The following is a 22,528-nucleotide window of genomic DNA, read 5'->3' on the forward strand; positions in this document are numbered from 1 at the left end:
TAAATATGAATCATGTTGATGTTTTTATTTCCCGGAAAAGTGCAGATGCAAAATATGCAAAACCAATTTATGAATATTTAATCGCAGAGGGTTTAGCTGTTTTTGAGTCTGATCATACTCTAAAAGAATTGGGAAATGCGGATTATATAAAAGCCATTGATGAAGCATTGGCAAGTACTACACATATGATTGTGGTAGGTAGTTCTTCTGAGAATATTAAATCGTCATGGGTAGAGGCAGAGTGGTTATTTTTTTTAAACAGAAAGCGTTCTGCAAAAACATCAGGGAATTTATTTACAGTAATTACTAAAGATTTTAATATAGCTGATTTACCTCCAAGTTTGGCAAATTATGAAGCAATACCTTTTAACAGGAAAAATTTTCCCATAATTTACAATTATGTTCGGGAAAAAAATACACCACCAAAACCTGCTCCTAAAAATCCATTTCCGGCTGAAGTTCAGAATAAGTATTTATGGATTATGTTAGCTGTTTTGTTAATTTCAATGTTGTCTGTATTTATATATCTTAAATACCAGCCTAAAGACATTACTATTTTTGCAAAACCTGATAAATCTCTTAGTCTCGACTCTAATTATCCGGTGTTTTCAGGTGGTGACATTTCTATAGTCATTGGTAATAAAGAAGAAAGAAAACAATTACTAAGCAATGGGGAAATTAATTTAAAGCAAATACCTTCAAATTATATTGGGAAAAAAGTGCCAGTAACATTGTTTGCAAAATATTGGAAGGGGCAAACCGATAGCATTGTTTTGGGAAAATCAATAACCTTAAAAGTAATACCTGATGGTAGTTTAGGTAAAATATCAGGAAAAGTAATAGACTATGATGGTAACCCAATTTCCGGAGTTTCTATTTCAGTAGATAATGATACTATTGTAGATAACGAAGTTGATGGAACATTTACCATTAGTTTACCCTTTAGATTACAAAAGGAATACTATCGAATGGAATATTCAAAATCTGGTTTTGAAACTTATAAGACTACTTATTTTCCGGTTTCAGGACACACAGATGTTCCATTACCAAGGTTAAAACAATAATAAACAACAACTCTATATTTTTAATAAGATGAGCTTAACAATTGGAATTTCAGGTAAGCGATTAATTAAAGCTGAAGAAGTAAAATACGTTTATGCGGAAATTGAAAGTCAAATTCAAAACATTCTTAACGAAAAGGGTATTAATGAATTTGTTGGTTATACTTCATTGGCAATTGGGGCAGATACTATTTTTGCAAAAATTGTTACCAAGGTATTTAAGATGCCCTTAAATGTGATTTTGCCGATGCCTATAGATGAATATAAGACTGATTTTTCTAAGGATGAAATTGAGGATTTTGATTCATTATTAAACTTAGCCAGTGAGGTGGTAGTAACTACAGAGGCTTTACCTATTAATTCAGATGAAAGAAATGAAGCATATTTAAAGGCAGGTATTTACATTGCTGATAATTGTGATAAAATGATTTTTGTGTGGGATGAAACTAAACCGTCTGGCAAAGGAGGAACAGCCGAAATTATATCTTATTATAGTGAGGTTAAAAATGTTTTGCCAGTTGATTATATTGCTATTTCGTCACAGGATGAAAACCGACTATTCGGTAGCATTGATAAGGAGTACAAACAATCAGATACTTTGGCATTAAAGAATAGAAATCTCCACAGAAAAAGCTGGAAAATGACTATTGTATTCGGATGGTTTGCGGCATTAATTTTTGCTTCTAGTACAGCCTTTCATGATGCTATTCCACACCTCCTAAATTTATGGATGTCAGTGATTGAGTTCTTACTATTGATGGCTGTTTTTTTCGTATTGAGAAATTATAAAAAAAGAAAACCTCATAAAAAACACATTCAAGAAAGACTAAGAGCTGAAAAACTGAGACTATTAAAATATTTTTATCCTACACAAATAGAAATTAAATTAACTGATGAAACAGCTAATAATGATGAGACTCTGAATAGTATAATTCAGGAGTTAAAAATTGAGAAAGAAAAGAAAGATTATGTTTCTGAAATATATGAAAGATATTTGATGAGAGATCTGATCAAAGAACAATTGGATTATTTTGATGCGAAAATTAATACTATTGGCCATAAACATGAAAAGTTAGAAATGCTAAATAATGGTATTGCAATATTGTTTGGTTTTAATTTGCTATTACATTTATGTAGTGTACTATTTGAGGGTAATTTCTTAGGCTTACATGAACATGGAATTCATTTAATTCATAATATAAACTTATTTTTAGGTATTCTCTTACCGGCAAGTTATGCTGCTGTTGAAGGTTGGATGCATTATAGTGAGTGGGAGCGACTTAAGAAAAATGCGGAGGCATCATCTATTCAACTTCGCAAAATAGAAGATGATTTGGTTCATAGAAATGCACATAATCATATTAATAATCTAAATGGTGTTGTTGATATTTTAATTTCAGACAACAAAAGTTGGAGTATTGTTTTAGAGAATAAAGGTAGTTTAATAGTTCTTTTGTAAGAGATAATTATCTTCTATGAAAATAACAGGTCGAACTAGAAAATTTTAGTTATTTTTAAGCAATATACTATCATTACATTAATATCATTAATTATAATCGCTATAAAATTTATCTCTTCTTATCTTTCTTTTGTTCACTTTCCGGATGTAATTTAGCCCTTAGCATACTCATATCATCACTGATTTTACTATCTACTATTTTGGCATAGTGCTGAGTAGTTCGTAAGGATTTATGCCCTAACATGCGACTTACAGATTCAATAGGAACGCCATTGGAAAGCGTGACAGTTGTGGCAAAGGTATGCCGTGCTAAGTGTGTGGTTAGGTTCTTTTTAATACCGCAGAGTTCAGCTATTTGTTTAAGAAAAGCATTGGACTTCTAGTTGCTTAATACCGGTAAAATATAGGGGCCTCGTTTGACTTCTGGATGGTCTTGGTATTTATCTAATGTTTCCATAGCCATGGGAAGTAAAGGAATACTACTTACCGAATCCGTTTTGGTTCGTTTGGTTTTAATCCATTGGTAACCGTCAATTCCTTTAATGATATCATCATTGGTTAACTTCTTCACATCAGCATAAGCCAAACCGGTATAACAGGAAAATAGAAACATATCGCGTACAATGCGCAAACGATCAAAATGCAAGTCTTTTTCATACAAGATCATGATCTCCTCTTGTGTTAGAAATTCTCTTTCTACGGGTTTGAATTGGGCTTTGTAATTGTAGAAGGGATCTCTTTCCATCCAACCATTTTAGCCAATGCTATTCGAATAATCTTTTTAAAGTTATTGATGTATTTAAGGGTAGAGTTGTGGTTACACTTGCGTACCGTTTTTAAATAATACTCTAACTTATTGATGAATTGATAATCAATAGCATTCAATCGATAATCATCATTTTTGTATTCTTCTTTGATAAAGGCTTCTAAATGGCTGTAACAAGCCCAATAACGGCTTGCTGTAGAAGCACTGATGTCTTTGTCTACCAAAGTATCCATTCGTTTGTTATGTTCCTTAAAAACGGCTAATAACAATTTTGATTTGATATTGGAACCTCCTCTAAGGTCATACATTAAATTTTTTACGGTTACTTCAGTATCGGAATCGATATAGGATTGATGGATTCTGTTGAGTTTGTGTTTTAAATTAGAAATATGATCATTGATCTCTTTGGCATCACGATTGTTGCCATTGACTTTTTCGCTATTGGCGTTCCATAGCTTTGGATCAATTCTACGAGAGATACTATACTCCGCTCTTTGTCCATTAACAACCAATCTAAGGATAATGGGAACTAAACCAGCTTTATTTTTCTTAGCTAATTTTAAATAAAAGTGTACATGATAATCCGTCTTCATAAGCATTTACATTAAAAAGTTATATAAGAATTTGATCTAAAATTGAAAAAATCAACTCAATAATCAAAATGCTTTAACATTTGTAAAATGCTGTAAAACAACGTTTTTAGTGCATTAGCGCCCCCCCCTTTGGAGGGTATCAGGGGGGTATCCATATAGGTGTCGCTAAATATGATTTTATTTGCTATTTTATGACACCTATAAAAATGAAAAACCCTGTGAATCATACGATTACAGGGTTTTTAAAGTTGTTTGTAGTATAAAAAGTGGAGTCGGAGAGAATCGAACTCTCGTCCAAACAAGCAACCAAAAGGCTTTCTACATGCTTAGTTTCCGTTTGGTTTTAGACGTGTGGCTGACCGGAAACCGCCCACAACACGCTTAGCTTCTTAAAGATTTAAAACCGCACCGAAGCAAGATAGGTTTCTATGTTGACTTTTATGGTGCCTCTATTAAGATCGCCGTCAACAAGGGCTATCCAGAGACATCCAGCCTTTCCGCCTTGCGGAAACGTGGCGTTAAATCCTACTATAATTCAGATTACGCAGCTAGAGCGTAGTTATTCTCGCCATTTAAAATGGTTGGAATAGAGATTTACGAGCATTAATTCCATAGCTCGGCATGCTTACATTTCAATTAGACCTGCTGTCAAAACCAGTCGACCCCAATTTGATGTAATATTTAAAAGAACATTACCTGTTTTGCAGGTGGGCAAATGTATAAAATGTTTTGCTAACTTTAAAAATACAATTAACTTTATGCATAATACATACCAAAACCTGATTATTTATGCACTTTGGCATTATAAAAGAACGTAAAAATCCACCTGATAGAAGAGTGGTTTTATCTCCTGAAGATTGTAAAAAACTGATACATAAGTATTCCGAGGCTATGATAACGGTAGAACCTTCTGATATTCGTGTTTTTAAAGACGAAGCATACATAGAAAAGGGTATTACCGTATCTAATGACATTTCGGCATGTGATGTTTTAATAGGGGTAAAAGAAGTACCTATTGAAGCTTTGGTGCCAAATAAAAAGTACTTTTTATTTTCTCATACCATTAAAAAACAGCCTTATAATAGAGATTTGCTGAATGCCATCTTACAAAAGAACATTGAGCTATACGATCATGAAGTGATTACAGGTACAAAGGGGCAACGCTTGGTTGCTTTTGGTAGGTATGCCGGTATTGTTGGTGCTTACAATGGTTTTAGAACATTAGGATTAAAGTATGAGCTTTTTGAATTGCCAAAGGCAGAAGATTTACCAAATCAACTGGCTTTAATAGATGCATTAAAGCGAATAAAGGGTGTGTTGCCTAATAATTTGAAAATATTACTAACTGGGAAAGGTAGGGTTGGTAATGGTGCTAAAGAAATGTTAGATGCTATGGAGCTTAAAAAAGTTCCTGTAAAAGAGTATTTACACCATACCTACGAGGAACCTGTTTATTGTCAGATAGATGTATTAGAGTATAATAAGCGTAAAGATCATCAACATTTAGGGAAAGCAGATTTTTATGAGCATCCTGAGGCTTATGAATCTAACTTTATGCGTTTTGCTAAAGTAACCGACTTTTATATAGCAGGACACTTTTTTGGTGATGGAGCACCTTATTTATTTACCAGAGAAGATGCAAAACATAAAAACTTTCACATTAAAGTAGTAGCCGATGTGAGCTGTGATATTGACGGTCCAGTAGCATGTACTATTAGACCTTCTACTATAGCAGAACCCAATTATGGTTATGATGCAGCAACAGAAACTGAAGTAGATTATATGGATGAAAAGGCTATTGCAGTAATGGCTGTTGATAATTTACCCTGTGAGTTACCTGCAGATGCTAGTGATGGCTTTGGAGAAATGTTTTTAAAACATGTGATTCCAGCTTTTTACAATGGTGACAAAGATGGTATTTTAGAGCGTTCTAGAATGACACAAAATGGGAAATTAACAGAACGATTTAGTTATTTACAAGATTATATAGATGGAAAAGAGTAACCCCGAGGGTTACTCTTTTTTTATTACTAGCATACGTTGAATAGCTATGTAGCTGACAAGAATGAGTATTCCAAAACTTATAGATAGCAGCCAAGCTTCTTTATATACTATGGGATGAAAAACCAGACGAACAATTGATTTTAATAAATCTGTTGGTTTATGAAGCACATCCCAACTATTGAAACGATAGATTCTACCCAAAAAGATACCCAAACCAGAAAGAAATGATAATACCGTTATAAATGTCCAAATCCATCGTTTTGTAATAGATTTTATCAAATACTGATGTATTTGATGCATAGAATATATACCTGCTAGAAATCCGCTTAGGGCAAATGCTGTAATGCAAATCAAGTCAATCCAAAATACACTTCTAAAATTATGCAGATGAATAAAGTCTGTTACAATATAAGGGGCATTGGGGTAGAAAAAGTATCCATGTAAATAGTAATAAAACTAATGGTATTCCTCTTTTATTACGTTTGATAATATACGAGCTTATAAATAGTGGAACAAACGCTAAAAATAAATTCCATACTAAAAATGATAAAAACAGACTTCTAGTATATAATATTCTACATCCTAAGGTAGTAATACCTATTACCGTTAATAATATTACTAAGTGTATAGCTTTTGATTTCATAATAAAATAGTTACTAAATATTTGCATAGTAGGTTTGTGTTCTTTGGTGTAATGAGTGTAGCTCATTTGCTATGGTAGCTCTATCTTCAATAGAAAATATCATGTTTCTAAGTTCTTCATAATTGGTTTCCAACAAATTTTTATATTCAAATTGATGAAAACTATTAGCTTGCTTACCTAACTTATAAGATGCTATGTAAAAATTAAGATATTCTGGGAGAATAGCAGTACCTAGTATAATTGCACCATACATATATAAGCTTTTTTTACCATTGCCCATACATAAAAATTGGAGTCCTATTTCTTCTTCAACAGTAGTTCCATACTGAGTTATCACGTGGTAGGCATCATGCCTTTCTACCTTTGGTATTAGCTCAAAATTGTTTAATTGTAAAAAATCCCCTAGCACGTATCCAAAGCTTTGTATTGGATAGGTTTTTAGTTCAGATACGTTAACACTCCAGGGGATATGATTTCTTTTAAAGAATTTGGTGTATATGTTTTTTGAAATTTCAAATAACCAGATAACAAGTTTCTTTCTCATAACAGTAGCTTTTATGGTTTGTAAATAATATTATCTAAAGAGGTAGATTGCCAATTTTGTTTGGTTAGTTTGGTTTTATAATGTTGTGTACGCTCTAATAAAACAGGGTAATAATCATTTCCTGTTTTATCTTTTATGGTTTGTTTATGCTCCCATAATATAATGGCATTATCTTTTGGTAATGAGAGTAAATATTCAACATCTAAAACTACGTTATGTGTTAAGTTGTAATAAGTAACTAATTTTCCATAGGGTACTAAAGAAAGTATAGCAAATAGGTAAAAACCAATTACAGTAGATTTCTTAAGAATGAACCAGAAGCTTTTTTGTAATCTTATTTTTTGAAAGGTAAAGAATAGGCCAACTAACACCAAAGTTAGATACACAAATACGCCTATGCGTTTGTAAGTAAGCCCATGGTGTGCTACATAATAATAGTTTTTATAAAGAGTGCTTAAAACCAGAAGTGTATTTAGAAACAACCAACCATAAGTAATTTTTTTTAATAGGTTATTCTGCTTGTAAAAATTGATGTTTCCCCTAAAGTAGATACTTATAATAGTAATAGCAAAAACAATTGAAATAATGAGGGTATACACACTATTATGTACATTGTCTTTAAAAGCTTGCATGGCTTCATTATTCTGAAATAATAAAATATCAGTTAAAAGGAAGCAAATCAGCAATACATTTAAAGTAGCAATAAGTATGGACGCTTGTAGATGTTCATCTTTCAGTTTCTTCAATAGGGTAACTGAGAATTCTTCAGAGGGAGATAGTAGGCTAGTAGGAGTATTATCTTCAATGGTTACTAATTCTTTAATTAAAAGTGGTTTAGTGATATTATATAAAAATAGAAAAGCCACAAAGATGGTAAACACAAAACCAACATCTATAAAGCTAAGATCTATTTTGTTTACAGCATCATTAAAAATGGGATTACTGTTTTTGTATAAAACAATAAATATGAATACCACAGGAATTATAATAACAGCACTTAACAACCAAAATTTTGCTTGAGTGGTGTTTTTTTTATTTTTGGTTTCTTGCTTTGTTAACGTTTCGAATCCGCCACATATTGAGTCTACCACTCCTCCAAAGGCAGCCAGGTATATTGAAACATCAGGAGCATGTGTTTTCCCGATGAATACCATTAGAGTTAGTACAAGCATGAATATAGAACTGATGGAGGGATTAATAAATACCGCTATACCAGCTATAACCAAAGCTATAAGATAAGATGTTATGCTCAGTTTACCTTTTTGAATAGTATATATTATGATGGGTAAAAATAGGCAGGTATTTATACCTAACGATTGTTTGTAAAAGAGTAAACTAAAAAAACAAGCGAATAGTAGTAAGACAATTTTTCTCATGGTATTAGATGATAAAAGATTATAAAATGTATACAATAGTTAATATGGTGTATGTAAGTATAACCAGTAGCATAGCTATGCTTCTAAGAGCTATGGTAGCATTGGAAAACTTCACTAATAAATAGATAAATGTTGCAAATAGTAGTAGAGAAATCAGCACTATTAACAAAATGAATAGTATTATAAAACTATCAAACGAATATTCTGTGGCACAAAATATGGCTGTTAACCATACTAGAGTTAATAATGTAAATATGGTTAAGGCAAAATGAACTATAAATCTATTGTAATTCATAAAGTACTTTGTATTTCAAAGTTAAAATGTAAAATTTTTTAAGTCCTTTTAATCAGTTTTTCCAAAGCATCAATATGCTTTTTGAATTCTAATTTTCCTAAGTCTGTAATGATATACTTAGTATTAGGTTTTCTGCCTACAAATTGTTTTTGAACACTAATATATTCCGCTTTTTCCAACGCTTTTAAATGACTAGCCAAATTACCATCTGTGGCTTCTAACAGCTCTTTTAGTGTTGTAAATTCAGCATATTCATTAACCATTAGAATAGACATAATACCGAGTCTAATTCTGTGATCAAATGCTTTATTTATGTTATTAATTAATCCCAAAGTTATTTAGTTCTATCATATTTAAAGTACATAATGGCTCCATATACAATATGCATTACACCAAAACCAAAAGCCCAAAAATACAAACCATATCCAACAAATTGGGTACATATGAGTCCTAAAATTAATTGAACTAATCCTAAATACTTTATATCTCTAAAAGTAAATTTGCTTGCGTTTATACAGGCTAATCCATAAAATATAAGCATAGTAGCAGCTGTAAGGCTAACAAAGTTTCGCTGAATTAAAACAAGACTAAAAAATCCTCCAGTTACTAATGGAATTAAAAAGTTAATTAATAAGCGTCTAGAAGTAGCATCCCACATTTTTGCATTATGCTTTTTGGCTTTTATTCTTGTTAAAATAATACCAGTTAAAGTAGCCAATAGTACCACTGCTAATGCAACAGTAACTAAATATATTTCTAAATTGATATAAGCCAGGTGTTTTATGGTAATGTAGTTATAATTAATTAAAAGGCTACTTTTATAATCTTCTATAGCATTATACGCTAAATAAGCTCCTATTAAAGCATATATACCAGCAAGAACCCCGGAGAGGCCACTCAAAGAAATAAAGCGAGATGATTTATTCATCATTTCTTTTATCTCTGTAATATCGTTTAAATAATCCTTATCTTTCATTTAAAGTACTTTGAATTACAAAGTAATGTATAAAAAATATATTAGACAACATATTCCATAATATTTTTTAAAATTTCAGGTTTAACCGGTTTCGTAATATAACTAATAATGTGAGCATTAGATTTAGCTTTTTCCATGTCTTGTAGCGCTATAGAGGAGGAGACTACATGTATGTTAACCTTTGTAAAGTCAATACTAATAGTTTCTAAATTACTTAAAAAATCCCAACCATCCATATAAGGCATATTAATATCTAGTAAAACTACGCTAGGTAAGTTTTCTTTGCTAGCTAAACACTCTTTGAAATATTCCAAAGCATCTGAACCATCTAAGAACTGTAATATCTGAATATCTGGTACCAACTTAAGTAAAATCTTTTTGGTTAAAGATTGGTAGATTTTATCATCATCTATAATACATATAGTATTAGCACTCATTAAAAAAAACTTTAAAAATTGATCCTACATTAACTTCGCTTTGTACTTCAATATGTCCACCCATTACTTCTATCTGATTTTTGGTAATATATAACCCTATACCTTTAGAATCTGGTCTTTTTGTAAAGGTTTTGTACATACCAAAAATCTTGTCTCCATGTTTTTTAAGGTCTATACCTATACCATTATCTTGAACAGTTAATCTTAAATTACCATTAAAGGTTTCGGTATAAATAGTTATTTCTGGAGTTCTATCTTGGTGTTTATATTTTAAAGCATTAGAAATTAAATTTAATAAAATACTTTCTAAATACGCAGGATTATATAAAATTCTTGTTTCAGGCTTAATTTTATTAATTACAATGGCGCCTTCTTTTTGTATTTTAGATTTTAAGACGGAAATAGTTTTTTCGGTATATTCATGTACATCTAAGAGCTCTGTTGTTATATTAACATTGGTACGTATACTTGTAATTTCGTTTAAGTTATGTATGGTTTCATCTAATGAGTTTGAAACATTTTTTAAGAGGTCTAAAAGTTCATTTTGTTCTTCTTGACTTTCTACGTATTCCAAATTGGTAATGATAGTTTGTATGTTACTCGTATGGGATCGTAAGTTATGGGAAATGATATAGGAGAAGTCTAACAATCGCTTGTTTCGTTCTATTAATGTGTTATGAGATTTCTTGAGTTCTCTAACCACATTTTTTCGTTCCGTAATATCCTCTGTAGATACAAAGACTCTTTTATATGATTTTTCAAAACCTGGCACTACATACCACTTTATAAGAACTTCTTTTTTATTACCCTTAAGTGTTTCTATTTCTGTTTCGCCTGAAAAAGAAACTTCACCTTTACAAATGGTTACTAAAAGTTTTATTAGAAAATGTGGGCCCTTCGTAGTAGCTAATTTTTTAAAATGTTCTATTAATTCAAGTTTGCAGGTAGCTTCAAATAAACCAACCATTTCTTTGTTTGCTGCAATAATATTGGTTTTACACACGCATTGAGCAATTAGGTCTGGGTGTGCTTTTAGATATCTGTAAATTTTTGTACTGGGTAAATGTGTTATTTGGGCTTTTTCAAGTTCTTTTTTAACTTCAGAAAAATCTTCTTCTGTTAAAGGTACTGTAGAATCATCAAATAAACTTTTAAATCTAGATTCACTTTCTTTTAATAAATCAGAAGATCTTCTTTTTTCCGTTATGTCTTCTATAACAGAAATATAGGAAGTAGGTTTCTCACCTTTATGCCACATAGGGGAAACGGCTATGTTAACCCAAACAATAGTATTGTTTTTACTAATTAATTTTTTGGTAGCTGAAAACTTATTTAGGTCTCCTTTCTTTAATTTTAATAAAAGATTTTCAAAGTGTTGATCATCTTTATCTTGTACAAAATTGTGAACCTTGTTATGTTCCAAATAATCTAATTTGCACTCTAACATTTTGCATAGCTGATGATTCGCTTTTATAAAAATTCTCTTTTCAATATCAACAACAGCAATTCCTAAAGCAGCATTGTCAAATATTGCTTGTAACTCAATTTCATTTTTAGAAATTAACTGATCTTGGTTGATTATTACTTTTTGTAATTCAGAAGGATGTTTTATAAGGTAGTATAATAGAATGGTTGACCCTACGCAAAAAATAGCCCATAATATAATAGTTGGATAGAGTGACTTTAATATGGTGTACTTTTTTTCTTTAACCAAATGAAGTTGCCAATTGCCCTGTGAAAGTTTAATGGTTTCTTTTATGCTGTTCTCCAAATTAGTTGGTCCGTCTAAAAAATAATCTACCTTCTGTGTTACTGGGTTAATTTTAGAAAGCTGCACAGAGTACCCATTAATATTAAAATTTGAAAGTCCTGAATTTTCTAGTATATTTTTAAAGCTTACAATAACGGCAGAGAATCCCCAAAACTTATCGTTTTTGTAAATAGGTAAACGTCCTACTACAGCTCTTCCCCCTTGAACCAATTCTAATGGACCTGCAAAGTAAATATCATTTCTTTCTATAGTTTGTTCTGCTTCATGCTTCGTATGTGCTGTGGTAAAAAGATTTAAGCCTAGTGCAGCTTCATTACCTTCTAACGGATATATATACTTTATTACACCATCAGGAACCAGTTGAACAACATCTATGTTTTTATTTTTATTCAGTAATTGCTTTGCAATACTTTCAAAGTCATGTACTTGTCCATTGTTGTCTACTGCTTGAGAAAGAGAAAGAGTAGTTACATAGCTGTTCTGTAATATTTGCTCAATATTACGTTCAACAACATTTAGCATTTTTTGCATTTCTAGTTTCTCATTTTCCTCGGCAATGATATGTTCTTGTCTAATAATAATAAACCCAATTATTACTAAAACTAAAAAGCACAGAAAACTCAAAACTTTTGGTTTAAAGTTTAAAAAGAAATTTTTAGTATAAAGGCTATGTTCTTTCAAAAGAAATAACTACTTAGAATAAAAAGTTAATTAACAATATATTACTGCAAAAGGAAGGGGTATTAAAGTAGTGAAAATAGTAAATATGTAACCAAATTCACATGCGAAGATAGTTATTTTTTGAAATAAATAAATGTACAATTATCAGTATTTAGAAAAATTATAAACAGTATTTTTGTCCTAAATAAGAGTTTATGAATAAAGGAATATACATAGCAACCATGGAAGAAAATAGTGGTAAGTCACTAATATCTTTAGGGTTGATGCAGACGTTGCTAGGAAAAACAGCTAAGGTAGGGTATTTCCGTCCTATCATAGATGATTTTCCAGAGGGGGTTAAGGATAACCATATAGAAACTATTTTAACGCACTTTGATGTAAGCGCTAGTTATGAGGAGTGTTATGGTGTTAGTAGAAAAAAAGTGTTAGAGAAACGCAACGAAGGTAATGAAGGTGAAGTACTTGACATTATTATTCAAAAATACAAAGCACTTGAAGATCAGTTTGACTTTGTACTAGTGGAGGGAACAGATTTTTCTGTGAAAGGAAATGTTTTTGAATTTGATACTAATGTTTCTATTGCTAAAAATTTAGGTCTACCGACCATTATTATTTGTAGTGGTAAAGGAAAAACGCAAAGTGAACTAGTAAGTGCTCTTAATTTTGCCTATACATCGTTTATACATAAAGATGTAAAGGTTATTGGTATTGTTGCTAATAAAATTGAAGAAGAGCATATTAACTATGTGAAATTTGACCTTAAAAAGATTTTTCCTAAAGAAGTAGAGATTGCTGTAATACCTTTAATTAATATACTTCAGAACCCTACTGTAAAAGAGATTGTAAAAGAACTAAAAGGGAAAGTACTTTTTGGTGAAGAACATTTAGATAACCAAACGGGAAGTTTTGGCGTAGGAGCAATGCAATTAAGAAATTACCTTACACATTTAAGTGATAATAGTTTGGTAATAACTCCAGGTGATAGAGCTGATATTATTTTAGGAGCCTTACAAGCACATACATCGGCTAATTATCCTAATATTTCGGGTATCATTTTAACAGGAGGATTAATACCAGAAGATAGTATCTTGCGTCTAATTGACGGGCTTTCTCAGATTGTTCCTATCATATCTGTTAAACAAGGAACTTTTGGAGTTACTAATAAAGTAGGTGGTATAAAATCTAAGATATATAAAGATAGTAAAGAGAAAATTATTACCTCTATTGCTACTTCTGAAAAGTATATGAATTTAGATGGACTAACCGAAAAGTTGATTAACTTTAAAGCTCATGCGGTTACTCCTAAAATGTTTCAGTATAGCTTATACAGAGCTGCTCAAAAATCAAGAAAACGTATTGTTTTACCAGAAGGTTCTGATGACAGAATATTAACAGCCACGTCTAGATTGTTAGCTTTGGATGTAGTTGATATTATACTTTTAGGTAACGAAGAGAAGATTAAAACAAAAGTTAGTACTCTTGGGTTACCTATAGATTTAAATAAGGTGAATATAATTGAGCCTATAAAATCTGATAAGTATTTAGAGTATGCTGAAACGTTTTATGAATTAAGAAAACATAAAAACATTAATATGGATATGGCTAAAGATGTAATGGCCGATGTTTCATATTTTGGTACTATGATGATTCATAAGGGTGATGCAGACGGTATGGTTTCTGGTGCTGCGCATACAACACAACACACCATTAGACCTGCATTACAATTTATAAAAACAAAGCCTGGTGTTTCGGTAGTATCTTCTGTATTCTTTATGTGCTTAGAAGATAGAGTTTCTGTTTTTGGAGATTGCGCCATTAACCCTAACCCAACTGCAGAACAATTAGCTGAAATAGCAATATCTTCTGCAGAAAGTAGCGCTGCCTTTGGTATAGAACCTAAAATTGCTATGTTGTCTTATTCGTCTGGTACTTCTGGTAAAGGAGAGGATGTAGATAGAGTTAGAGAAGCTACTGAAATAGTTAGAAGTAAAAGACCTGATTTAAAAATTGAAGGACCTATACAATATGATGCTGCGGTTGATACTACTGTTGGTAAAAGCAAAATGCCAGATTCTGAAGTAGCAGGTCAAGCAACAGTATTAATTTTCCCTGATTTGAATACAGGTAACAACACTTACAAAGCGGTACAAAGAGAAACAGGAGCATTAGCCATTGGACCTATGTTGCAAGGACTTAATAAACCTGTAAACGACTTAAGTAGAGGGTGTACAATTGACGATGTATTTAATACCGTAATATTAACAGCAATACAAGCACAAGGAATATAATTAACATGAATGTTTTAGTAATAAATTCAGGAAGTTCATCTATAAAATTTCAACTTATAAAAATGCCGCAAGAGCATGTAGCGGCTAGTGGTTTAGTGGAAAGAATAGGATTAGATGGTGCTTTAATACACTATAAGTCTGGAGATTTTAAAATAACCAAAGAAGTAGATGTGCCTGATCATGAAACAGGTTTATTAAAAATTACAACGTATCTTTTAGATAAAGAGTTTGGTGTAATTAGTGATAAAAATAATATTCAAATTGTTGGTCATCGTGTAGTTCACGGAGGAAAAACTTTCTCGAAAACAGTGGAAGTAACAGATGATGTTAAAGATAAAGTAAAAGATTTATTTGCTTTAGCGCCATTGCATAACCCACCTAACTTAAAGGGTATAGAAGTGGCAGAAAAAGTATTTTCTAGTGCAAAGCAAGTAGCTGTTTTTGATACTGCCTTTTTTCAAACGATGGAACCAAAAGCATATCAATATGCAATACCTAAAGAACTTACAGAGGAGCATGATATACGTGCATATGGTTTTCATGGTACAAGTCATAAATATGTTTCTGAAAAAGCTATTGAATACCTAACAGAAAAAGGATTACCTTCTGGGAAAATAATTACCATCCACCTAGGAAATGGATGTAGCATTACTGCAGTTAAAGATGGTAAAGCCATTGATCATTCCTTAGGTATGGGGCCTGCTAACGGTTTAATTATGGGAACCAGAGCAGGGGATATTGATCAATCTGTGATTTTCTATATGATTGATCAGTTAGGATACACTTCTGATGAAGTTAATAATATTTTACTTAAGAAGAGTGGTATGCTTGGTTTAACTGGGTATAGTGATATGCGTGATATTGAAGCAAAATCTGCTGATGGAGATGAAGCTTGTAGACTTGCTTTATATACAAATGGATACAAGATTAAGAAATATATTGGTTCTTATGTTGCAGCCATGAATGGTTTAGATGCTATTGTATTTACTGCTGGTATTGGTGAGAATAGTAGTGTTATTAGAAAAATAGTTTGTGAAGAAATGGAATATCTAGGAATTAAATTAGATCCTAGAAAGAATGCTGTAAGAGGTAATACTGTACGTATGGTAAATGAACCTGATGCAGTTACCAAAGTTTTAATTGTACCCACCAACGAAGAGCTTGAGATAGCTAAACAATCTTATAACTTAGTTATTGATTAAGAAATATATTGTAAAATGTAAAACCCCAGATTTTAATTAGTCTGGGGTTTTTTATATCTTTTTTTTTAATCAATATCTTTAACAAAAGTGGTTCTTCTTGTATAGATAGTAGGATTAAAATTTTTCCAAATTTGTCTTACTGCTACATTGCTCGCTAGTTCGGGCGTTCTCAAGCAATTTTCAATTTTCTTCTTCTTAAAAGTTTTATAATATTCACTAAATAGAATAGCAGTTACACCCTTATTTTGATATTTAGGATGAACCCCGATTAAATAGAAAAGTGCTGTTTTATTCTTTTTAGCTTTTAATAGATGAATAAACCCGAAAGGAAATAATTTACCATTTGCTTTTTGTAAAGCCTCACTGAATGATGGTAATACAATACCAAATGTTACTAAGTTGCCTTCTTTATCGGTAATAAACTTTACATACTCCGGATCAATAAAAGGAATATACTTTTTCTTAAAATAATCTTTTTGCTTTTGGCTTACAGGTATAAACGAAGATAAAACATCGTATGTAGAATTAAATAAATCAAACATTTTATCTACGTGTGGTAAAATGTCTGCTGTAGTTTTAAAATTAAGAGGGGTAAGTTCATACCTAGCTCTTATTAGTTTGTCTGCCTTTTCAAAAAATTTTGGATCTACATTAGAAAAAGGAAACTTATTTTCTACATATTCTTTACCAATTTCAAAGCCTAATTGTTTGTAATGCTCTTGATAATATGGGTAATTATACCATGTAGCCATTGTTCCTATTTCATCAAAACCCTCAGTCATTACTCCAACTTTATCTAAGTTAGAGAATCCCATAGGTCCTTCAGCAAACTCTAATCCGTGTGATTTTCCTATTTCAAAAGCCTTCTCTAACAAGGTTTTTGAAACCTCTATGTCATCAATAAAGTCAAACCAACCAAATCTAACCTTTTTAATTTTTTGTTCGTTTACTTCGTGCCAGTTTATAATAACAGCAATACGGCCAACCATTTCACCTGTTTCGTTATAAGCTCCAAAAAAAGTAGCTTCAGCATTTTCAAAGGCAGGGTTTTCATTTTTATCAAATGTGGCTAATTCCTCTTTGATAATAGGAGGAACCCAGTATTTATTATTTTTATATAAAGTAAATGGATACTTAACAAAAGATTCCATTTCTTTCTTTGTAGTTAGTTCTTTAAGCGTTACCATTATTATTTGTTAAGTTTCTTTATTCTTCGTCTTCTATAGATTCTTCAATCTCTTTTATTTTCTTGGTTTTCTTTTTCTTTTTCTTCTTCTTTCTCTTACCAGTTGAAAGCTCTTTGTTAGATTTTTCTTTATTTGTTTTTATTTCATCAACATGTTTATCAATTCTAAAGGAAACACCTAAAGAAGTGTAGCCTTGTGAAGGCGTGTTTTTAAAGCTTCCTCCAAGACTTAAATCTATTTGCCAATCTCTACCTAATAAATAGGCAATACCTCCTTTAGCAAGCACATCTGCATATACATCACTTTTAATACCTTGGTTTTCTACAAAAACGCTAAGTCTAGAATTGCTTTTAAATGAGTGTACCAGCGTAATTATATAAGACATTTCCGGGTAATCTGTAGCAATACGGTTATACCCCCAGTTTGTTATTAAAACCCAATAACCAGCAAAATTACTTTGTGTAGTTAAAACTACCTTAGGGCTAAATGCAGGCTCTTCTAATTGAGCATAAAAAGCAATGTTATCTAAATTAAATTGATTACCATAATCAAATGGAGAATCTGGCACTAAGTTTACACCTCCGTAAAGTGCTACGGTTGGTATTAAATCTTTCCATCGAAAACCATAGTTGTCATCCCAACTTCTTATATTAATTATTTGGTCTTCCTCCTTAATAGGATTAAAAATTAGATACTTAGCTCCAATAGAATTTTTTAAGAATCCTCCTCTAGATTCCTCTAAGATAGGAGTTACTGTAGTATTGGTTAGATTATCAAACTGATAAGTAAAATCCCAAAGTAATTCAAGCTGTTCTTTAAATAAACCATATCTAACGGTGAAATCAACAGCAGCACCCTCTACCATTGAATTATTAAAGCTATCATGTTCTAAACTTTTATAGCTTAACCCTGTTTCTACTTGTAAAACTCTTTTACCAACAGAAAAGGAACTCATAGAAGTTCCTGGGCGGTTAGAATTTATAACATCTGTGTATTGTCCTAGACTTACTGTTGTATATCCGAAAAATGATATACAAAGAATAGCTTTAAATAATATCCTCATATTTTATATCTAAATTACTCGGTTTAAAAGTAACAAATACCTAATAAACTGCCTAAAATAACAAGTCAATAAAAGCTTTTTTTAGATAGATTTATGAAAACTGTTATAGTTTACTAGAAATAGAATTGTAATTTTGAGATTTATAAATATTTGAATAGAATGCAGTTTGTTTATATGACCAGTTTTTTAAGAACACTTATTATAATTATTTCAATAATACTTTTATTGAGATTTGTAACAAGAGTTTTTATGCCGTATGTTCTTAGATATTTGATGAAAAAGTCTGAGGAACAAATTAATAAGAAGTTTAACGAATTTAATCAACAGAATAATAAAAATTCATACGATACTACCAATCAAACTAACAATGTAAAACCAAAAGAAAAGAAAAAGGTAGGGGAGTATATAGATTTTGAAGAAATTGACTAACCAAAACTACTAACTAACCAAATGAACCTAAATTTTAAGTCAATAGGAATACACATAGCTATTGTTGTATCTTTTATAGTTATTGCTGTATTATATTTTAAGCCAGTATTACAAGGAGATGTTATTTATCAAAGTGACATTGTTCAATACTCTGGTATGGCAAAGGAACGTAACGATTACAAGCAAGAAACAGGAACAGAATCTTATTGGACTAACAGTGCTTTTGGTGGAATGCCTACCTATCAGTTAGGTGCTAATTATCCGCATAACTACATAAAATCTTTTGATAAAGTACTCCGCTTTTTGCCAAGGCCAGCAGATTATGTATTCTTGTATTTATTGAGCTTTTATATATTAATGTTAGTTCTTAAAGTAGATTACCGACTTGCATTTTTAGGTTCGTTGGCATTTGCTTTTTCTACGTATTACATTATTATATTAGGGGTTGGGCATAATGCTAAAGCTCACGCTATTGCTTATTTCCCTATGGTATTAGCAGGTATTTTACTGGTATTCAAGAGAAAATATTTTTGGGGAGCCATCCTCACAGCTTTGGCTCTTTCACTAGAAATAGTAGCTAATCACTTTCAAATGACCTATTATCTGTTACTATTGGTACTTATAATAGGCATTGTTTATTTTATAGAAGCTATTAAAAATAAAGAGTTGCCTACCTTTTTTAAATCGGTAGGGGTATTAATTATAGCCGCTTTTCTTGCAGTTTTAACTAATGCATCTAACTTATTAGCTACTAGCGAATACACCAAATGGAGTACTAGAGGTAAAAGTGAGCTAACTTTTAATCCGGATGGATCTGAAAGAAATACCAACCTTGCTCTTGATAGAGATTATATTACTTACTATAGCTATGGTGTAGTAGAGTCTTTAAATCTTTTAGTTCCTAGAATGTTCGGAGGTTCAAATGCTGAAAATTTAGGAGATAATTCTAAAACATATGATTACTTAACTAGCCAAGGTGTTCCAGCATCTAGTGCCAAAGAGTTTTCTAAAAATTTACCTACCTATTGGGGGCCACAACCTGGTACGGCAGCACCTGCCTATATAGGAGCTATTGTATTGTTCTTATTCTGTATAGGTTTATTTCTAGTAGAAAATAAATACAAGTGGTGGCTCGTTGCCGGAGCCTTAATGTCATTATTCTTATCATGGGGTAAAAACTTTAGTTTTTTAACCGATTTAATGATAGATTATTTTCCTTTATACGATAAGTTAAGAGCTGTTTCCTCGATTCAGGTAATAATAGAACTTTGTGCACCTATTATGGCAATTATGGCTTTAGTTAAGGTGTTTGATAAAAATATTACTAAAGAGGCTAAAGTAAAGGCTGTTAAATGGTCTGGTATTTTTATGGGAGGCTTGTTAGCAGTATTATTTCTATTGAAGTCACAATTATTTAATTTTGTAAGTGCTAATGATGCTACTTTAAAACAATATTACGGAGCTGATATTGTTAGAATGATTGTAGAAGATAGAAAAGCTATTTATAATAAAGACTTATTTAGAAGCTTTATCTTAATAGGTATTGCATTTAGTGCTCTTTGGTTTTATATAAAGGGATCTCTAAAATATAATTTTGCCGTTGGAGCTTTAATTGTTTTAGTGGCTATAGATTTAATTGGTGTTGATTTACGCTATGTAAATGAAGATGACTTTGTTAATAGTAGAAAAATGGACATACCATTTACAAAAAGCGCAGTTGACAATCAGATTTTAAAGGACACTACAGATTATAGAGTTTTTGATACTTCTGAGGGCTTAAACGGAGCTAGAACTTCTTATTTCTTTAATTCTATTGGTGGTTATCATGGGGCAAAACCAAGAAGATTGCAAGAGTTATTTGAATACCAAATAGCAAATAATAATGTTGCGGTACTAAATATGTTAAATGTTAAGTACATCATTAGACCCAACCAAGAAGGGCAACCTTACCCAGCAGTAAACCCCTATGTGAATGGTAGTGCATGGTTTGTTTCTGATGTTAAAAAGGTAAATTCTGATGATGAAGCTATGAAAGCTATGGATAGTTTAGATACTAAATCTGAAGCTATTGTAAACGTAAATGCTTTTAAAGAGTTAAGTTCTTTACAAAATAGTTATAGCGTAGATAGTTTAGCTACTATTCAATTGGTAGAGAAGAAACCAGATTATTTAAAATACAAAGCTTCCAATACTAATAATGGATTAGCTTTATTTTCCGAAATGTATTATCCTCATGGATGGAAGGCTACTATTGATGGAAAAGAAGTACCACAATTTAGAGCCAACTATGCATTAAGAGCTATAGAAGTACCGGCGGGTTCACATACCATTGAATTTACATTTGAGCCTTCTGTTGTAGCAACTGGTAGTACGCTTACTTTAGCAGGTAATATTATACTATTTTTATTAATAGTAGGAGGAATAGGATATCAGTTTAAATCAAAGGAATAGCTTTGATAATATGCTTTAAATGCAAAAAGTTCTCATTATAACATATTATTGGCCTCCCGCAGGAGGACCTGGCGTACAACGTTGGTTAAAATTTGTAAAGTATTTTAGATATTTTGATATAGAGCCAATTGTTTATATTCCAGAAAATCCTACGTATCCTATGACTGATACTACTTTTGTAAAAGATGTACCAGAGGATATAACAATTATTAAGGGGGCTATTTTTGAGCCTTATGCTTTTGCTAATGTTTTTTCAAAAAATAAAACTAAAACTATAAGTAGCGGTATTATTTCTACCAAGAAACAATCGGTAACTGAGAAGGTATTGTTATGGATTAGGGGGAATTTATTTATACCAGATGCTCGCAAATTTTGGGTAAAACCTTCTGTAACATATTTATCAGAATATATTAAGGAGAACCATATTGAAACTATTGTTACTACCGGACCACCGCATAGTGTGCATCTTATAGGGATGCAACTCAAAGAAAAAATAGGGGTAAAGTGGCTAGCAGATTTTAGAGATCCTTGGACATCAATAGGGTATCATTCAAAGTTGAAACTAACAAAAAAATCTCAGCGAAAGCACAAGGAACTAGAGTCTAAAGTTTTAAATAATGCTTCTGCTATATCAGTAACAAGTTTTACCACAAAGGATGAATTTTCTAAATTAACAAATACTCCCATTGCGGTTATTACAAATGGTTATGATAATGAAAAAGTAAAAAACAATAAATTAAACAATAACTTTACATTATCGCATATAGGATCTTTATTATCAGGTAGAAACCCTAAAGTATTATGGAGTATTTTGAAAGAATTATGCGATACCATAGATAGCTTTAAAAATGATTTGGAAATAACTTTAGCCGGAAAGGTAAGTGAAGAAATTATAGATAGTATTACCAAGTTTGGGTTAACTGATAACGTTGTTTTAAAAGGGTATTTATCTCATGAAGATGCACTTATTTTACAAAGAGAAAGTCAGGTGTTGTTATTATTAGAAATTAATTCAGAAGAAACGAAAGGTATTATACCAGGAAAACTTTTTGAGTATATAATTTCTAAAAGACCTATTTTAGCTATAGGTCCAGAGGAGTGGGATGCTGCTCGTATTATTAGTAATACCAAAACAGGTAATACTTTTAATTATTCTGAAGAACAAAAAATAAAAGAAACCATACTAGCATATTATAACTTGTACAAAAAGAATGAATTATTTGTTACATCAACTAATGTAGAAGTTTATAGTAGAAAAAATTTAACACAGCATATGGCATCTTTACTAAAGAGCCTGTAACC

Annotated in this window: 19 protein-coding genes, 1 other RNA gene and 1 pseudogene; 8 read left to right on the forward strand and 13 right to left on the reverse strand. The window is 31.4% G+C overall.

What is annotated here, in order from left to right:
• Nucleotides 1–5: 5 nt before the first annotated feature.
• Together Y10_RS09170 and Y10_RS09175 are read left to right on the forward strand one after the other, a co-directional pair.
• Nucleotides 6–1,064, forward strand: coding sequence for a TIR domain-containing protein (locus Y10_RS09170; protein WP_281765086.1), 1,059 nt, complete (start codon nt 6–8; stop codon nt 1,062–1,064).
• A 28-nt stretch (nt 1,065–1,092) separates the two neighbouring features.
• Nucleotides 1,093–2,520 (forward strand): hypothetical protein, encoded by a 1,428-nt coding sequence (locus Y10_RS09175; protein ID WP_281765087.1) that lies wholly within the window; start codon nt 1,093–1,095, stop codon nt 2,518–2,520.
• Between the two features lie 109 nt (nt 2,521–2,629).
• Here the strand turns inward: Y10_RS09175 and Y10_RS09180 are convergent, their stop codons facing one another.
• From Y10_RS09180 to ssrA, 4 genes are all read right to left on the reverse strand, one after another.
• Nucleotides 2,630–2,875, reverse strand: coding sequence for a tyrosine-type recombinase/integrase (locus Y10_RS09180; protein ID WP_309297833.1), 246 nt, complete (start codon nt 2,873–2,875; stop codon nt 2,630–2,632).
• A 24-nt stretch (nt 2,876–2,899) separates the two neighbouring features.
• Entirely contained in the window at nt 2,900–3,133 is a 234-nt protein-coding gene (locus tag Y10_RS09185) for a site-specific integrase (protein WP_281765088.1), read from the reverse strand.
• Between the two features lie 83 nt (nt 3,134–3,216).
• Complete coding sequence (locus tag Y10_RS09190; RefSeq protein WP_281765089.1) at nt 3,217–3,879, reverse strand: phage integrase SAM-like domain and Arm DNA-binding domain-containing protein; 663 nt, start codon at nt 3,877–3,879, stop codon at nt 3,217–3,219.
• Between the two features lie 264 nt (nt 3,880–4,143).
• Nucleotides 4,144–4,545: a transfer-messenger RNA gene (gene ssrA, locus Y10_RS09195) on the reverse strand.
• A 123-nt stretch (nt 4,546–4,668) separates the two neighbouring features.
• On the opposite strand from ssrA, the gene Y10_RS09200 reads away from it, so the two are divergent.
• Nucleotides 4,669–5,883 (forward strand): NAD(P)-dependent oxidoreductase, encoded by a 1,215-nt coding sequence (locus tag Y10_RS09200; RefSeq protein WP_281765090.1) that lies wholly within the window; start codon nt 4,669–4,671, stop codon nt 5,881–5,883.
• Between the two features lie 9 nt (nt 5,884–5,892).
• Here Y10_RS09200 and Y10_RS09205 read toward each other — a convergent pair.
• The 7 genes and pseudogenes from Y10_RS09205 to Y10_RS09235 form a co-directional block, all read right to left on the reverse strand.
• Nucleotides 5,893–6,303: pseudogene (locus Y10_RS09205) on the reverse strand (DUF1361 domain-containing protein); the annotation flags it as partial.
• 236 nt (nt 6,304–6,539) lie between these two features.
• Nucleotides 6,540–7,070: a Coq4 family protein gene (locus tag Y10_RS09210; RefSeq protein WP_281765091.1), complete on the reverse strand. Its 531-nt coding sequence runs from the start codon at nt 7,068–7,070 to the stop codon at nt 6,540–6,542.
• A gap of 11 nt (nt 7,071–7,081) precedes the next feature.
• Nucleotides 7,082–8,446, reverse strand: a complete 1,365-nt coding sequence (locus tag Y10_RS09215) for a DUF4153 domain-containing protein (RefSeq protein ID WP_309297825.1) — start codon at nt 8,444–8,446, stop codon at nt 7,082–7,084.
• Nucleotides 8,447–8,779: 333 nt separating this feature from the next.
• Nucleotides 8,780–9,073, reverse strand: a complete 294-nt coding sequence (locus Y10_RS09220) for a winged helix-turn-helix domain-containing protein (protein WP_281765093.1) — start codon at nt 9,071–9,073, stop codon at nt 8,780–8,782.
• 2 nt (nt 9,074–9,075) lie between these two features.
• Nucleotides 9,076–9,717: a hypothetical protein gene (locus Y10_RS09225; protein WP_281765094.1), complete on the reverse strand. Its 642-nt coding sequence runs from the start codon at nt 9,715–9,717 to the stop codon at nt 9,076–9,078.
• A 41-nt stretch (nt 9,718–9,758) separates the two neighbouring features.
• Nucleotides 9,759–10,154 (reverse strand): response regulator, encoded by a 396-nt coding sequence (locus tag Y10_RS09230; protein ID WP_281765095.1) that lies wholly within the window; start codon nt 10,152–10,154, stop codon nt 9,759–9,761.
• Nucleotides 10,144–12,549 (reverse strand): ATP-binding protein, encoded by a 2,406-nt coding sequence (locus Y10_RS09235; protein ID WP_281765096.1) that lies wholly within the window; start codon nt 12,547–12,549, stop codon nt 10,144–10,146. Before Y10_RS09235 ends, Y10_RS09230 begins: the two co-directional genes overlap by 11 nt.
• A gap of 251 nt (nt 12,550–12,800) precedes the next feature.
• On the opposite strand from Y10_RS09235, the gene pta reads away from it, so the two are divergent.
• Both pta and Y10_RS09245 read left to right on the forward strand, forming a co-directional pair.
• Nucleotides 12,801–14,894 carry a phosphate acetyltransferase gene (gene pta, locus Y10_RS09240; protein WP_281765097.1) on the forward strand — a complete coding sequence of 698 codons (2,094 nt, stop codon included), beginning with the start codon at nt 12,801–12,803 and terminating at the stop codon, nt 14,892–14,894.
• A gap of 5 nt (nt 14,895–14,899) precedes the next feature.
• Nucleotides 14,900–16,096 (forward strand): acetate/propionate family kinase, encoded by a 1,197-nt coding sequence (locus Y10_RS09245; RefSeq protein WP_281765098.1) that lies wholly within the window; start codon nt 14,900–14,902, stop codon nt 16,094–16,096.
• Between the two features lie 65 nt (nt 16,097–16,161).
• Here the strand turns inward: Y10_RS09245 and Y10_RS09250 are convergent, their stop codons facing one another.
• A complete protein-coding gene (locus Y10_RS09250; protein ID WP_281765099.1) occupies nt 16,162–17,283 on the reverse strand; it encodes a GTP cyclohydrolase in 1,122 nt (373 codons plus the stop codon).
• 19 nt (nt 17,284–17,302) lie between these two features.
• Nucleotides 17,303–18,346, reverse strand: a complete 1,044-nt coding sequence (locus Y10_RS09255) for a transporter (protein WP_281765100.1) — start codon at nt 18,344–18,346, stop codon at nt 17,303–17,305.
• 174 nt (nt 18,347–18,520) lie between these two features.
• On the opposite strand from Y10_RS09255, the gene Y10_RS09260 reads away from it, so the two are divergent.
• From Y10_RS09260 to Y10_RS09270, 3 genes are read left to right on the forward strand one after another with little or no spacing between them, the layout of a single operon-like run.
• Nucleotides 18,521–18,775: a DUF4834 family protein gene (locus Y10_RS09260; RefSeq protein ID WP_408733619.1), complete on the forward strand. Its 255-nt coding sequence runs from the start codon at nt 18,521–18,523 to the stop codon at nt 18,773–18,775.
• A 21-nt stretch (nt 18,776–18,796) separates the two neighbouring features.
• A complete protein-coding gene (locus tag Y10_RS09265; protein WP_281765102.1) occupies nt 18,797–21,226 on the forward strand; it encodes a YfhO family protein in 2,430 nt (809 codons plus the stop codon).
• 19 nt (nt 21,227–21,245) lie between these two features.
• Nucleotides 21,246–22,526, forward strand: coding sequence for a glycosyltransferase family protein (locus tag Y10_RS09270; protein WP_281765103.1), 1,281 nt, complete (start codon nt 21,246–21,248; stop codon nt 22,524–22,526).
• The last annotated feature ends 2 nt before the right edge of the window (nt 22,527–22,528 follow it).

This window comes from Neptunitalea lumnitzerae (genome assembly GCF_027924185.1).
Classification (GTDB): domain Bacteria; phylum Bacteroidota; class Bacteroidia; order Flavobacteriales; family Flavobacteriaceae; genus Neptunitalea; species Neptunitalea lumnitzerae.